The sequence below is a fragment of the Fundidesulfovibrio butyratiphilus genome (assembly GCF_054657235.1).
Map to the genome: position 1 here is coordinate 1,963,950 of NZ_BAAHXA010000001.1, position 13,593 is coordinate 1,977,542.

Sequence of the window (13,593 nt, forward strand, 5' to 3'; positions counted from 1 at the left end):
GTCGTCACCCGCGCGCGGAGCGGGTCTTGCGGGCGCGCCCCTCGGCGTCTGCGGCCTTGAGCGCGTCGCGCACCAGCTCGGGGTTTACCTCGACAGGTTCGTTGTGGATGCTTTCTTCCGGGGCGCAGGCCTTTTCGCCCACGCGCAACAGGTCCTCGTCGCTCGCGTCCGCGAGCCCCAGGTCGGCCAGGGTGGTGGGCAGGCCCAGGACCGCGCACAGGGTATAGACTTCATCCACCAGGGGCAGGGGCTTGTCGGTAAGAAAGAAGGAGGCCAGCACCCCGAAGGCCACCTTTTCCCCGTGGTATCGGCCGTGCGAGCCGGGCAGCGCCGTGAGCCCGTTGTGGATGGCGTGGGCGGCGGCCAGACCGCCGCTTTCGAAACCCAATCCGCTCAGGAGGGTATTGGCCTCCACCACCCGCTCCAGGGACGCGGTGACCACTCCGGCTTCGCAGGCGACCAGGGCGCTCGGGCCGTGGTCGCGCACGGTCTCGTAACACAGCCTGGCCAGGGCGTGGGCGGTCATGGAGCCCGGAGCGCCCGCGATATTGCCCCCCCGGCTCACCCGGCAGGACTCGGCCTCGAACCAAGTGGCCAGGGCGTCGCCCATGCCCGAGGCCAGAAACCGCGCCGGAGCCTGGGCGGCCACGGTGGTGTCCACCAGCACCAGATCCGGGTTGCGGGGCAGAATGTCGGCCCGCTTGAAGACCCCGTCGTCGGTGTAGACCACGCAGACCGAGCTGCACGGCGCGTCCGTGGAGGCGACGGTGGGGACGCTGACCATGGGCAAACCGGCGCGCACGGCCACGGCCTTGGCCGCGTCCAGGGTTTTGCCCCCGCCCACGCCGGTGATGGTGGCGGCCCCGAACTCCTTGGCCAGGGCGAACAGGCGTTCGATCTCCCGGTCGGTGCACTCGCGGCCGAAGCGCTCCAGGCGCGTGGCCCCGGCCTGGTCCAGCTCGGCTTGCCGAGGCGGCAGCAGTTTGGACAAGGGATGAGGCGAAGCGACGATGAAGTGCCGGTCGCCCAGGCGGGCAAGCTCGCCGCCCAGGCGGGAAAGCGCCCCCGCACCCTGGATGTAGCGTCCGGGAAACAGCGTGGTGGTGATCATGGAGTCCTCTCCTTCTCGGTCGACGCATGGATGTGGCCCGCCGGCGAAAGCGGTTGGCCCTGGCGGACCGAACCGGGCGAGGCGTTTGACGAGCCGTATCCCTAAGCCAAGGCCGCCGATTGCTCAACCGGGGAAAAAGACGAATCGTGCCGGTTCGCCGGACCGCCCGGCCCGCGCCACGGCGCGGCTGGCCCGGGACCGCGCGCCGACCGTTTGGTCGCACCCACGTCATTTCCCGCTCTGCCAGGGCCTTTTCGCGTCGGCCAGGCGCGGAACTCTTTTCGCCCGGACTGGACGCCGGCCCCTGGCCCGGCTATCAAGGATACCGATCGCCAGACAAAGGAGCGCCGAAATCGCATGGAAGCCCTGCATCCCTCGTTCGAACGGGAACACCTCGTTCTGGCCAACGCCCGCCAGGTTCTGGACCAGGACGACGCCGGCCGCCTGGAAGCGGCCTACGGCGAGCTTTTGACCGAATACGAAACCCTGCTCGACCGGGTGAAGCGGGTCACCGAACTCGCCCTGACCATCCAGGTGGACCTGGAAACCGCCATCGACCAGGTGGAGCAGCTCTCCCAGGTGGACGGCTTGACCGGGGCGCTCAACCGCCGGGCCTTCGAGCGTCTGCTCTCCAGGGACTGGGCCCAGTCTCAGCGCGAAGGCGCGCCCATCTCCCTGCTTGTGGTCAACGTGGACAATTTCGCGTCCTTCAACGCCATCTATTCCAGCCTGGACGGCGACGCCTGTCTCAAGGCCGTGGCCCAGGCCGTGATGCGCAGCCTCTACCGCGAGGTGGACATGGTGGGACGCATGGAAGGCGACACCTTCGCGGCCCTTTTGCCCGGTACGAACGAGGACGGCGCGGCCCTGGTGGCCGAGCGTGCGGCCCGCGAAGTGAAAGCCCTGGAGATTCCGCATCTCGAATCGCCCCACGGCGGCATCGTCACCGTGAGCGTGGGCGCGGCCACGCTGATCCCCTCGCGCACGGACACGCCCATGCGTCTGGTGCGCATGGCCCAGTCCGCCTTGGGCGAAGCCAAAAGCCATGGACGCGACGCCGTGGCCTGCGCCCCCAGGACCTGCCTCGACTGACGGTATCCCGAAAACAAACGACGCCCGTCCGCGCGACACACGCGGACGGGCGTTTCTTTTTCTGAAAAGGCCACGCGCGGACCGGACGAGGCCCGCCGGCCCCACCGGAGACGACGTTGCGGCGTCGCTCTGGCCCGGCCGACCTCCCGAAGAGGAATCAGCGCTGCTTCTTGGTGATCACGCCCAGAAAGCGGCCCACGTCGATGCCGGCGGCCGGTTCCTTTGCGCCCGAAGGCTGGACGCCCACTTCCTTTTGCACGTTGTCGCCCTGGGGCAGCAACCTGGCCAATTCCTCCGACGAACCGGGATCGCCGTAGGCCTTGCCCACGGCCAGCCGGGCGGCCAAGGGGCGATAGTATGCGGAGAGCTTGATTTCCGGGCCGGCCGGCGACTTGAGCTTGAGGCGCACATGGCCCACCTTCCAGGACATCACCTCGCCCTCGGGCTCGCGAATCATTTTTCCCGGTCCGTAGGCCCGGGTCAGATCCGAACGCAATTTGTCGTAGGCCGCATTTTCCAGTCGGATATGCACGGCATAGAGTTTGCCGTCCACGGTCGCGTAGAACAGGGTGGGGTTCTTGTAGCCGGCGAACTGGGCCGTGGAACGCAGATTGACGTAATACTCGATGCCGTCCGCGCTTTTGAGTTTCAGAAATCCCTTGACCTTGGAAAGTTCGGAGCCCCACGTGAGGTTTCCGATACCAACGGAAAGGGCGTACCCTCCGGATTTCTGCCCGGTTTTCTGGGCCGGCGTCTTGTCCTGGGCCTGCGCCAGGGACGCGAAAACAAGAATACACAGGGCCAGCGCGCCAGCGCCCAATGTCGATCGTGTCACGAGAGCCTCCCGGTCGGTGGATTGTTCGGTTCTAGCGCGGCTTGGCGCATCTGGCAAGAAAGACGCCCGCATCCGGCGACAAAACCGGGGGAACGCCAACGCGTACGCCCGGGGCGCTTTTCAGGAAGTCTGCAACGCCGGAGGCGCGAAACGCTCGGCCGGCAGGGAGAACGTGAGACGCGCTCCGCCTTCGGGCGGGCTTTCGGCCCGGATGTCTCCCCCCAGGGACGTGACGATGCCGTGGCAGATGGAAAGCCCCAAACCGGACCCCTGCCCCACCTGCTTGGTGGAAAAAAACGGTTCGAACACCCGCTCGATGACGCCCGGCGGAATTCCGGGACCGGTGTCGGCCACTTCGATCTCCAGCCGGTCGCCGTCCTTGCGGGCGCTTATGGTCAACCGCCCTCCGGAGCCGGTGCGGGCTATGGCGTCCAGGGCGTTTTCCGTCAGGTGATGCAAGACCTGTTCGAGCTGGGCCCGGGCCACCAGCAGATCCGGCAGGTCGGGCTCCACCTCGATGCGGGGTGTCACCCCCAGGCTTTCCATGCGGTTCTGGAACGCTCCGAGCGACGCTTCCAGCAACTCTTCCACGTCCACCCGGCTCACCCGGGGATCGATGCGGCCACCAAAGCTCATGAGCTTCGACACGATGGCCTTGCATCGGCGGCCCTGCGTCTGAATGGAGGAGAGTTCCGCCAGAACGTCCGCCAAGTCCTGGGCAGAAAGCTCGGGACCGTCTTCGAGAATTTCCTCGGCCAGGCCGGCCTTTTGCATCATGATGGCCACGGGGTTCATGATCTCGTGGGCCACGCCTTCGGCCAGCTTGCCCAACATGGCCAGCTTGCCCGTTTCCATCATGCGCAGACTTTCTTCCTGGTCGCGCCTGCCGGCCTCGGCCCGCTCCAGAATCTTGGCCAAGTCGTCGACGTTGGCCGGCTTGGAAAGATAGTCGAACGCCCCCAGCTTCATGCCGGCCACGGCCGAGCCCACGGCGGCCTGCCCGGTGAGCAGCACCACCGCGATCAGGGGCCAACGGCCCTTGATTTCCCGCAGAACGTCCAGGCCCGTGCGGTCGGGCAGGTTGAGGTCGAGCACCACCACGGAGGGCTCTTCGCTGGCGGCCTTGTCCACGCCCTCGTTGCCGGTGTGGGCCACGCTCACGGGAAAGCCGCGCAACTCCAGCCTCTCGGCCAGGGTGGTGGCGAATTCCACCTCGTCGTCGATGATAAGGGTCTTCGGGCGCACGCGCCCTCCGCTTGGCCGCCGTCTGGCGGCCCGTCTGGTCCGCTACGAACCGGTCGCGCGGGGGTATGCCGCGCCGTCCGGCGTGCGGGCCGTTTTTGTGCGCCAAGTCCGCCCTGGCGCGTCACCCGGTCCATGGGGCCGGCGTTACGACGCCCGGGGGCTCGCGTCAAGCCGGCGCGTCTGGTCCGAAAAGGCCACCTTGCCGCGCGAGTCCCCGCCTCGCCTCCGCGTGCGGACCGCGAGCGGGCGCATGCCCTGCGCCAACCGCGCCGGCAGGCCTCCTCCCGCGCGCAAGCAAAAGGCGCGGGCGGCGCGGTTTTCCACCAGCGCATCCCGCGCCGGGGCTTTGCGCGCGAAGCGGCAGGTCCGCCGCCGATCCGGGCCTGTTCGCGCCAGGCCCGGACCAACGGCCGACAAGGCGGGCGAATGCCGCCGATCAGTCTTCCTCAAGAACCTTCTTGGCGCCTTCAAAGTCGCCGGCTTCGGCCAGGGCCGCGACCACCATGGCGTCCTCAATGCGCTGACGATAGGCTTTTTTCACCGTGCCCAGAAGCTCGTCGATGTCGATGGGCTTCTTGTGGTAATGAAACGCGCCGAGCTTGCGGGCTTCGGCCTCGTCCAGGTCCGTGCCATGGCCGGTGAGGATGATCACCTGCACCTTGGGGTTGGTGGCCTTGACCTTGCGCAGCACCTCCATGCCGTCGATGCCGGGCATGCGCAGGTCGAGAACCATGACGTCGGGCTCCTCGCCTTTGACCACGGTGAGAGCCTCCTCGCCGGAATAGACCACCTTGGTGGGCACATCGCGCATTTTCATGCGTTCCGACAAGGTGTTGACGAAGTTCTCCTCGTCGTCCACGAGCAGCAGCTTGATCTTTTTCATGCTCATCTCCCTTAAGGGTTGTGCGCCCCGGGCGCCCGTCTTTCCCGCCACGTCTCGTGTTGCGCCGACAGAATTCGCCGTGAAAACCGTCGCGAAACCGACACGGTTCCTTGCTCGTCACCGCCCGAACATCCGGGTCGGACGGCCCGGGATCAGCCCCGCGCGAAGCGCAGGCGCACCCCGTTATCCACAGCCTGGACCTCCAGGCAACATCCCTTGTCCACGGCCCGTTCGTCGGCCAGGGCCTTGGCCTGTTCGGCGTCCAGAGCCTGGCAGAGCAAGTCCACGTACGCGTACTCGCCGTTGACTCCCGCGCTCAGGCGCACCGGTCCCTGTCCGGGACAGCGGTCCAGAACGCCGGCCAGCGCCTGGCCCATCTGGACCAGCACGTCCACCAGTTGCGCCTTCACCACCGGTCGCTCGCCCTGCGGCTCCTCCACGGACAAGCTCGACTTGGCCCGGCGCGCCTGTCTGGCGCACAGCCCGGCCAGCAGGGAGCAGGCGTCGCCCAGGTCCGGGTCGCCCGTGCCCTCGTCCGGGGCGTGGGCCAGGCGATTCAAGTCGTCGCACAGGGCCTGCCCGCGCTCCACCTGGGTTTTGATCTGGGCGATGATCTCGGCAAACTTGTCATGGTATTTAAATTGCGGACGAAACCCCAGGCTCTTTATGCTCTCCTTGCGGGCCAGGGCCAGGTAGTCCCCCAAAAGCCCGGAAGACTGCTGGATGATGGCCAGCACGTTCACCAAATCGTGGGAGAGCCCGGCCGCCACGCTGCCCATGAATGCGGCCCGATCGTCTTTCACGCCTTGCCTCCCCGGGCGGCGGTCACCGCCTCATCGAGCTTGCGGGTCAGGTCGTCCAGGGACAGGGGCTTGACCATGTAGTCGAACGCCCCGAGCTTCATGCCGTCCATGCCGTCCTTGGTGGCCCCCTGCCCGGTGAGCAGGATCACCTGCACGTTGGGATGGCTGGCTCGCAGACGTTTGAGCACTTCGAGTCCTTTGACGCCCGGCATGAACATGTCGAGCACCACCACGTCCGGAACTTCGCTTTCCACCGCCGCCAGCCCGGCTTCTCCGTCCAGGGCCACCCGGCAGTTGATGCCGCGCAGTTGCAGGCGTTCGCACAAGGTGGTGACGAAGTCCTCCTCGTCGTCCACCAGGAGTATTTTCCAGTCCTTGTCGCTCACGATGCCTCCACGGCGGCGCCCGGAGGCGCCATGATGGGCAGGGTGACGGTGAACGCCGACCCCTGGCCCTCGGTGCTTTGCACGTTCACTTCCCCGCCCAGGCGCTTGATGATGCCGTAGGTGATGGAAAGTCCGAGCCCGGTGCCCTTGGCGCCCTTCGTGGTGAAGAAGGGCTCGAAAATGCACTTGATGGTGTCCGGGGACATGCCGCACCCATTGTCTTCGATGCGAAAGCCCACCCGGTCCTCGTTCTCGTTCCAGGAGCTGACCGCGATGCGTCCCTTGTCGGGCACGGCGGCCAGGGCGTTGTTCAGGATGTTGAGGATCACCTGCTGGAGCTGGCCCCGGTCCGATTCAATGCGGGACAGGTCGGAAGCCAAGTCGAGGTCCAGAGTGACGCTGCGGTATTCGGCCTCCTTGCCCAGAAAGGCCACGGTGTCGGTGATGACCTCGTTTAAGCTCAGGGCTTCGATCTTGACGTCCATGCGCCGGGCGAAGCCGAGCATGCGGTGGGTGATGCCCCGGCAGCGCTCCACGGCCGAGAGCACGCCGTCCACCTGGGTGGTGAAGCGGGCCCGGTCGGGGAAGTCGGGACGCAGGCCCAGCAGATCCTTCATGAGCCCGGCCTTTTCGTTGATGATGGCCAGGGGGTTGTTGATCTCGTGGGCGACGCCCGCGGCCAGACGACCGATGGAGGACAGCTTCTGGGCGTGCTCCACCTGACGGAAGGCCAGGGCGCGGCGTTCGTCGGCCTCGCGCATGCGGTCGATGAGCATGCCGGTCAGACGGTAGACCACCCCGAAGATGGCCAGCACCCCGATGAGAAACACCGCCAGCAGGTCGCCGCGCAGATTGTACCAGGTGTCGAGCGCGCTCAGGCGGGGCTTGATGGCGACGAGCACGAAGTCGTTATCCGGGAAGTAGGAGTACCCCATATAGACGTCGCGGCCCTCGGTGTCCTTGGTGGGATGGATGTTGGTCTCGTAGGACACCGGTGGCATGGGCAGGGAAAAGACGTCGAGAATGGCCCCGTGAAAGGCCGAATTGGTCTGCAGGACGCCCTTGCGGTTGAGCAAAAAGGCGTCCGACCCCGGTTCGAGCCCCATGGCCGCGATGATCTTCTCGAACTGCTTGGTGTCGATGGTGGCCCGGAGCACCCACGACTGCCCCCCGGCGGTCACGTGCTGCACCGCGATGACCAGATGGGGAAGCTTGCGAAAGCCCAGAAACACGTCGGAAATGTACTTGCCGCTGGTGATCACCTGGCCGAACCAGGCCTGTTCGGAGTAGTTGCGCCCCTTCATGTCGTAGGGGCCCACGTAGTTGACCAACTGGCCCTGGGAGTCGATGAGGCTCAAGTCCACGAAGCCTTCGAACTCCCGGCGCATGACCTGAAAGATCCTGGCCAGGGTCTTTTCGTCGGCCAAATCCTGGTAGGAATAGGCTTCCGCGATAAATCCCAGGGTCGAAGTCCGTTCGGCCAGGAAAAGCTCCACCGAATTCTTGGTCTTGCCCAGAAGCGCCCGCAAGGGGTTCTGGATTTCGCGGCTGAGCGTAGCCTGAAACTCCGAGAAGTTGATTGCCGCCATGAGCAGCAGCGGCAACAACGTGACCGCCGCCATGAGCAGCACGATCTTTCGCCGGAGCACCTCGTAGCGCCTGGGCGCGACGGCGTCGTCCCCGGTTTGCAGGTCGCGAAAATGCCTGGAAAAAATCTCACCCAGCATGACCCTGCTCCCGTGTTAAGAGGATGTCCCCGGCCTTGAGCGTCCCGCGCTGGAACCGATCCAGCGCCTGCCTGGCCTTGGCCGCCACGTTATCGATGACTTCAACGCGTTTCCAGCGCAAATAGTGGTAATATTCTTCTTCTATGCCGCCGCATATGACCACGTCAACGCCGCGCAGGAGCACCAGATCGCAAAGCCCGTCGGCGGAGGGATGCGGCAGCAGGAACTCCTCGGTTTTCACCGGCCCGTCTTCGTCGTCCACCACGGCCAGGAGGGCTTGGCCGGCCAGATCGAACCGGGGGGCCACCTCGTCCTTGCACAGGGGGATGAGCACGCGTTTGTCGCGCATGGCCTACGCCTTGTCCGCCTGCTGGCGCGCCAGTTCGAGCAGGTGGGCCGGCAGACAGGCCGGCGTGATGGTCTCGCCCTGGCAGATCATCACGGAGAACTCCACGATGTTGCGCAGCTCGCGCACGTTGCCAGGGTACTCGTGAGCCAGCAGGATGCGCCTGGCCTTGGGCGTGAAGCCGCGCACCTTCTTCTTGAATTTGGCCGCGTACACGCCCAGGAAATGTTCCAACAGAAATTCGATGTCCTCCCGGCGTTCGCGAAGCGGGGGCAGGCTCAGACGCAACGCCCCCAACCGCACGGCCAGATCGCTTGAGAACCGCCCCTGACGCACCAACTCCTCGGGACTCACCGGCGACGAAACCGCCAGTCGGGCCTGGGCGCGCATGTCGGTCTGCGCGCCCACCGGACGGATGAACCCCTCGTCCAGGTAATGCACCAGGGCCGCTTGCAGGTTCTCGGGCAACTCCCCCACGTCCGAGAGGTAGAGGGTGCCCGCTCCGGCGCGCTGGAACGCGCCGGGGGCGAACTCGCCTCCGGGCCCGGCGTGGCCGAAAAGCTCGGCCTCCAGGGCCTGGGGATTGCCCGGACCGCAGTTGACCCGCACGAAGGCCTCGCGCGACCGGGGCGAAAGCTTGTGCAGGGACTCGGCCACCGCGTCCTTTCCGGCCCCGGTCTCTCCGATGATGAAGACCGGGGCGTCGGACGCGGCCAGGGGGGGCATGAGCCCGAGGATGCGCTCCATCACCGGCCCCTTGCCCACCAGCTTGCCCACCGCGCCCGACTCCTCGCAGCGCCGCTCCATCTCGCGCAGGGCGCTCAGATCTTCCACCAGGTCCAGACGCAGCAGGGGTCTTCCCTCGCGATCGGGCAAAGCGAAGGAGCGCACCCGCACGGGAATGCGACGCCGGTGGCGATTGACGATATCGGTGTCGGCCCCGGCTTCGCAGGGGCATCCACCCAGGCACACCCCGGAGCGCACCACGTGAGCGCAGGGCACGCCCCGCACTTCGTGGCGCGAAAATCCCGTCAACCGCTCCAGGGCGGAGTTGAGCGTCACGACCCTGCTCTCCTGGTCGGTGACGGCCACGCCCAGGGGCAGGCCGTCGAGCAGGCTGGCGACGTCGATGGCGGCGAGGATTTCCGGGGTGAGCTCGCTCATGCCTGGGCCCCTAGTGGTGTCCGCCAGCCACGATGCCGGAAGCGGCCAGGAACAGCACCACGACTTCGGTCAGGGCGATGATGGCGAAGACGGGGTCCTTCTTCTTGAAGAACGCGGGAATCAACGGCACGTAGCAGACCATGGTGAGGCCGGCCAGCAAGGCGATGCCCAAGAAGTTGAGGAAATCGCCCTTGTTGAGAAGCGAGGTCCAGCCCCAGCCGATGGGCACGGCGCCTTTTTCCAGGTAGACCGCCACCTTCTGCGTCCACAGGGTGGTGATCTGATCCAGGGGCACGTGCGGGGGCAGGATGCCCGTCAGGTAGACGAAATAGGTGACGATCATGAGGGCCAGGCCGGTCCAACACCCCCAGAAGAGGATGTCGGCGTAAAGCACCTGCTCCGGCGGGGTCTTGACGTCATCAGGATGTTCGATATTGGCGGCCATATGCGTGTCTCCTTGCGCTTGTAGGTAAAGTTAGATGCCAAGGCCCTTCATCAGGGAGCGGGCTCCCGCGAAAAGCAGCACGCCGATGACCATGTAGCGAATGAACTTGGGCTTCGCCTTGGCCAGAAGACGCACGCCCACGAAAGATCCGGCCATGAGGCCGATGATCGAGGGGATGGCCATGAGCGGAATGACGCAACCCTGGTTCAGGTAAATCCAGGCCGCGGAGGTGTCGGTGATGGAGAGCAGGAACTTCGAGGTGCCGACGGCCACCTTGAGGGGCGCGCCCATCATGAGGTTGAGCACCGGCACGTTGGCCCAACCCGCGCCCAAGCCGAACATACCGGCCATAAGACCGATAATGATGAACAGCAGAAGACCCGGCAGGGTGCGGTGAGTCTTCCATTCGATGCGTTCGTTCGTGGCGGCGTCGAAGAACACGCCGTTCATGCCGAGGGCCACGCCGATGGCGTCCTGTTTGGTGACCACGGGCAGGGCCGAGTTCTTGGAAACCAGAAGCAGGATGGCGATGAACAAAATGGTGCCGCCCAAGGCGATCTGGGTGACGTTGGTGGGCAGGGCCAGACCGATCATGGCGCCCACGATGGCGCAGGACGAGGCGATAAGCGCCACGGGCAGGGCCAAACGCAGCGAAGCCATGTTCCTCTTGAGCAGACCGGGGCCGGCGGCCAGGGCTCCGGCCAGGGCCACCAACAGACCCGTGCCCCTCACGAAGTCGAGGTGGAAGGGGAAAAAGCCGCTCACCAGCGGCACGAAGAGCACTCCGCCGCCCACGCCGGCCAGCACCGCGATGATGCCCAGCACGAAGCAGAACACCAGCAAGATCCCCGGCCACATCCACCACGGGCCGGATTTGGCCCCGGCCGCCGCTGCGGCCTCGGCAATGGCCTGGTCGCCGCCCGTTCCGGTGGCGTAGGCGAACACGGCCCCCATGAGACTCATGGCCAAGCCTGCCGCGAACACTGTCTTCCAATTCACTTTCATGACTGCACGCTCTCCCTATGCTTGCGATTTGGCCCAGCTCATGCGGCCAGGTGTGCGGCCCCGCGCGTCCAAGCTCGTGGCTTATCCGACCGGCGTCCGCTTGCGCCTAAAAGAACGCGCTTTTCTTAACAAGAAGCATGCCAGAACGACATTCAATGTTTTCAGCATGTTATAAACTGGCAATTTCTTGCCATGGCAATTTCTTGCCGTAAACGGCAAAGGATTGCCGCTCGCCCCTTTTCAAAAAACTCCACCCGGGATATGATTCGCAAATCCCAACCGGAAAGGACGCCCCATGGCCCACGGCAATCCCCGCCAAACCCCGCGATCTCCTGGCGGCAATATTTTGCCGCTCCGCCTGGAAACCCGGGACCTGCCCGAAGAAGGCGGCGGCGAAACCACCGTGCTTCTGGCCTCCAAGGCCATGCGCGCCGCGCATCACCTGGCTTCCCAGGTGGCGCCTTCCGACGCGCCCGTGCTCATCATGGGCGAGTCCGGCACGGGCAAGGAACTTTTCGCCCGCCTCATCCACACCCTGTCCAACCGGTCGGAAAAGCCCTTCGTGCCCGTGAACTGCGGCGTGCTCGGGGGCGAACTTTTCGCGGACAAATTTTTCGGACACGAGGCCGGGGCCTTCACGGGCGCCATGCGCCTGCAAAAGGGCAGCTTCGAACTGGCCGGCGACGGCACCCTGTTTCTCGACGAGGTGGGGGAAATCCCCCCCCTTAACCAGGCCGACTTCCTGCGCGTTCTTGAACAGCGCACCTTCCGCCGACTGGGCGGCGACCGGGACTTGCCCTTCGGGGCGCGCATCGTGGCGGCCACCAACCGCAACCTGCCCGACATGGTGCGCCGGGGAGAATTCCGCGCCGACCTCTACTACCGGTTGTGCGTGGTTCCGGTCTCCCTGCCGCCGCTTCGCCAACGCCGGGAGGACGTGCCCCACCTGGCCGGCCACTTTCTCGAGCTGTTTCGCCACCGCTACCATTCGCGCGAACTCACCCTGGGGCAAAAGGTGCTGTCCACCCTGGCCGACTACGCCTGGCCCGGCAACGTGCGCGAGCTCAAGAACCTCATCGAACGCCTGGTGCTGGTCCATCCCGGCGGGGAGATACGCCCGGAGGACCTGCCGCCGGAAATGCACGCCTTCGCCCCCACGCCCTATCGATCCGATTTGGACTCGCCGTTTTCCCGCAGCGCCGAATACCCGGCCGAAAGCGGGTCCCGGTCCGCCCCCCGGAGCGCAGGGCCACCCCTCGAAGCCGAACCCTATGCCGCCCGGGAGGACTTGCCCGCCGGGACGGCCGCGCCCGACGCCCTCGGTCCCCGGGTCCCGCCGGCCCTGCGCAATTTCGGCCTGGGATCGGCCGGGTCGCAACGGCGGGAAATGCCCCGGCTGCGGGAACAGACGCCCGCCACATCCTCCGGCCGGGAAGCGCCCCGTGCCGCAGGCCTCGACTTTTCCGACCAGACCGCCCCCCTCGGCGGCGCAGTCGCGTCTCTGTCCAGCCTCGCCGGCAGCGATGCGGCCCCGCAAGACCTTGACCCGAGCGACTCCGCCGGCCAATTCTCGCTGGAAGCCGCCGTACGCCGCGCCGAGGCCGCAGCCATCCTGCGGGCCTTTCGCCATGCCGGCGGCAGCCGGGCCCTGACCGCCGATTTGCTTGGCATCAGGCCGCGCACCCTGCGCCACAAAGTGCGCGAACTGGGCATCGTCCTTGTTTTGTAGCCACCTTGTTTCCGGCCGCGCGAAAGGCGTTAAAAACAAAGCCGAAGGTTCTCATGTACCGCGACCCCGCTTTGTCTTAAGCCTTACCCGGTGCGACAGGCTCGGCTCCGCCTTGCCAAAGCGCGGCCGGATGCCTACCTAGCCAAGAGTGCGTATTCGCGCTTATTCAAGGAGACCGAATGTTCTGGAAAACTTCCGAGAAAAAGACCTACCCCGGCTATCCCGACCTCCCGGGTTCGCTTCGTCCAGGCGCTCTGCTGGCCATAGAAGAGGCCGAAATCCTGCGCTATTCGGGCCAGGATATCACCATGCCCCTGCCCGAGGGCGATCTGGTGGTGGAAGCCGTTTCGTCCATGGACCTCTTTGACCTGAAGATCGCCCGGGCCTACGCCAAGACGGGCGACACACAGGTGATGTTCCAGTTCAACAGCCAGGCCGACGGAACGCTCCTGGATGTGAATTGCTTTCAAATCTACCAGGAAATCTTCCCGGAAAGCGAAGCCGACTGGGAAACCTGGATTGGGCAGGGAGGTCTCATCGGCGGACGCGACCTGAGCGCGCCCAACGGCAAGACCTACCAGCGCGACTGGGGCGACGCCGACTGGGCCGAACCCGTGGAAGCCGAGGAAAAACTTTTCGTGGATCCGGGCCAGCCCCCGCATATCGTCCGCCACAAAATGATGCTCTATTCCCGCGACCTGGAAGACGCCCGCGAGTTCGCCCTGGTCAGCGCGGACGAGGAAAACGGCCAGGCCCTGGTGCGCGCCTTGATCGGCGTGGTCATGAACTCCATGGCGCTCAAGGTCTACTAGGAGGTCTACG

Annotated in this window: 14 protein-coding genes; 3 read left to right on the plus strand and 11 right to left on the minus strand. The window is 65.8% G+C overall.

Annotated elements, in window-relative coordinates; translation table 11 throughout:
• Positions 1–4: 4 nt before the first annotated feature.
• A complete protein-coding gene (locus ACYQ01_RS09125; RefSeq protein ID WP_459933526.1) occupies positions 5–1,111 on the minus strand; it encodes a glycerol dehydrogenase in 1,107 nt (368 codons plus the stop codon).
• A 357-nt stretch (positions 1,112–1,468) separates the two neighbouring features.
• On the opposite strand from ACYQ01_RS09125, the gene ACYQ01_RS09130 reads away from it, so the two are divergent.
• Positions 1,469–2,203 carry a GGDEF domain-containing protein gene (locus tag ACYQ01_RS09130; protein WP_459933527.1) on the plus strand — a complete coding sequence of 245 codons (735 nt, stop codon included), beginning with the start codon at positions 1,469–1,471 and terminating at the stop codon, positions 2,201–2,203.
• Positions 2,204–2,360: 157 nt separating this feature from the next.
• On the opposite strand, the gene ACYQ01_RS09135 is transcribed toward ACYQ01_RS09130, so the two are convergent.
• The 10 genes from ACYQ01_RS09135 to ACYQ01_RS09180 all read right to left on the minus strand — a co-directional run bounded on the left by ACYQ01_RS09135 (position 2,361) and on the right by ACYQ01_RS09180 (position 11,000).
• On the minus strand, positions 2,361–3,038 hold the full coding sequence (locus ACYQ01_RS09135; protein ID WP_459933528.1) for a hypothetical protein: 678 nt from the start codon (positions 3,036–3,038) through the stop codon (positions 2,361–2,363).
• 120 nt (positions 3,039–3,158) lie between these two features.
• Entirely contained in the window at positions 3,159–4,283 is a 1,125-nt protein-coding gene (locus ACYQ01_RS09140) for a sensor histidine kinase (protein WP_459933529.1), read from the minus strand.
• A 436-nt stretch (positions 4,284–4,719) separates the two neighbouring features.
• The gene (locus tag ACYQ01_RS09145) at positions 4,720–5,166 is read right to left on the minus strand and encodes a response regulator (protein WP_459933530.1); all 447 of its coding nucleotides are present in this window, start codon (positions 5,164–5,166) and stop codon (positions 4,720–4,722) included.
• A 152-nt stretch (positions 5,167–5,318) separates the two neighbouring features.
• Complete coding sequence (locus ACYQ01_RS09150; protein WP_459933531.1) at positions 5,319–5,969, minus strand: sensor histidine kinase; 651 nt, start codon at positions 5,967–5,969, stop codon at positions 5,319–5,321.
• The gene (locus ACYQ01_RS09155; protein ID WP_459933532.1) at positions 5,966–6,355 is read right to left on the minus strand and encodes a response regulator; all 390 of its coding nucleotides are present in this window, start codon (positions 6,353–6,355) and stop codon (positions 5,966–5,968) included. The genes ACYQ01_RS09150 and ACYQ01_RS09155 overlap by 4 nt, the downstream gene beginning before the upstream one ends.
• Positions 6,352–8,082 (minus strand): sensor histidine kinase, encoded by a 1,731-nt coding sequence (locus tag ACYQ01_RS09160; RefSeq protein ID WP_459933533.1) that lies wholly within the window; start codon positions 8,080–8,082, stop codon positions 6,352–6,354. The genes ACYQ01_RS09155 and ACYQ01_RS09160 overlap by 4 nt, the downstream gene beginning before the upstream one ends.
• Complete coding sequence (locus ACYQ01_RS09165; protein ID WP_459933534.1) at positions 8,072–8,431, minus strand: NifB/NifX family molybdenum-iron cluster-binding protein; 360 nt, start codon at positions 8,429–8,431, stop codon at positions 8,072–8,074. Before ACYQ01_RS09165 ends, ACYQ01_RS09160 begins: the two co-directional genes overlap by 11 nt.
• 3 nt (positions 8,432–8,434) lie before the next feature.
• On the minus strand, positions 8,435–9,592 hold the full coding sequence (locus ACYQ01_RS09170; RefSeq protein ID WP_459933535.1) for a sigma 54-interacting transcriptional regulator: 1,158 nt from the start codon (positions 9,590–9,592) through the stop codon (positions 8,435–8,437).
• A gap of 10 nt (positions 9,593–9,602) precedes the next feature.
• Positions 9,603–10,037, minus strand: coding sequence for a DUF1634 domain-containing protein (locus tag ACYQ01_RS09175; RefSeq protein WP_459933536.1), 435 nt, complete (start codon positions 10,035–10,037; stop codon positions 9,603–9,605).
• A gap of 30 nt (positions 10,038–10,067) precedes the next feature.
• The gene (locus tag ACYQ01_RS09180; protein WP_459933907.1) at positions 10,068–11,000 is read right to left on the minus strand and encodes a sulfite exporter TauE/SafE family protein; all 933 of its coding nucleotides are present in this window, start codon (positions 10,998–11,000) and stop codon (positions 10,068–10,070) included.
• A gap of 337 nt (positions 11,001–11,337) precedes the next feature.
• Here ACYQ01_RS09180 and ACYQ01_RS09185 point away from each other — a divergent pair, with 337 nt between their 5' ends.
• Positions 11,338–12,771, plus strand: a complete 1,434-nt coding sequence (locus tag ACYQ01_RS09185) for a sigma 54-interacting transcriptional regulator (RefSeq protein WP_459933537.1) — start codon at positions 11,338–11,340, stop codon at positions 12,769–12,771.
• Between the two features lie 179 nt (positions 12,772–12,950).
• Positions 12,951–13,583 carry a DUF2491 family protein gene (locus ACYQ01_RS09190; RefSeq protein ID WP_459933538.1) on the plus strand — a complete coding sequence of 211 codons (633 nt, stop codon included), beginning with the start codon at positions 12,951–12,953 and terminating at the stop codon, positions 13,581–13,583.
• The last annotated feature ends 10 nt before the right edge of the window (positions 13,584–13,593 follow it).

Excerpts from the sequence above, each read along its gene's own strand:
- ACYQ01_RS09160 (WP_459933533.1), bottom strand. The coding sequence starts at position 8,082 with ATGCTGGGTGAGATTTTTTCCAGGCATTTTCGCGACCTGCAAACCGGG.
- ACYQ01_RS09180 (WP_459933907.1), bottom strand. The coding sequence starts at position 11,000 with ATGAGTCTCATGGGGGCCGTGTTCGCCTACGCCACCGGAACGGGCGGC.
- ACYQ01_RS09125 (WP_459933526.1), bottom strand. The coding sequence starts at position 1,111 with ATGATCACCACCACGCTGTTTCCCGGACGCTACATCCAGGGTGCGGGG.
- ACYQ01_RS09130 (WP_459933527.1), top strand. The coding sequence starts at position 1,469 with ATGGAAGCCCTGCATCCCTCGTTCGAACGGGAACACCTCGTTCTGGCC.
- ACYQ01_RS09145 (WP_459933530.1), bottom strand. The coding sequence starts at position 5,166 with ATGAAAAAGATCAAGCTGCTGCTCGTGGACGACGAGGAGAACTTCGTC.
- ACYQ01_RS09175 (WP_459933536.1), bottom strand. The coding sequence starts at position 10,037 with ATGGCCGCCAATATCGAACATCCTGATGACGTCAAGACCCCGCCGGAG.
- ACYQ01_RS09170 (WP_459933535.1), bottom strand. The coding sequence starts at position 9,592 with ATGAGCGAGCTCACCCCGGAAATCCTCGCCGCCATCGACGTCGCCAGC.
- ACYQ01_RS09185 (WP_459933537.1), top strand. The coding sequence starts at position 11,338 with ATGGCCCACGGCAATCCCCGCCAAACCCCGCGATCTCCTGGCGGCAAT.
- ACYQ01_RS09165 (WP_459933534.1), bottom strand. The coding sequence starts at position 8,431 with ATGCGCGACAAACGCGTGCTCATCCCCCTGTGCAAGGACGAGGTGGCC.
- ACYQ01_RS09190 (WP_459933538.1), top strand. The coding sequence starts at position 12,951 with ATGTTCTGGAAAACTTCCGAGAAAAAGACCTACCCCGGCTATCCCGAC.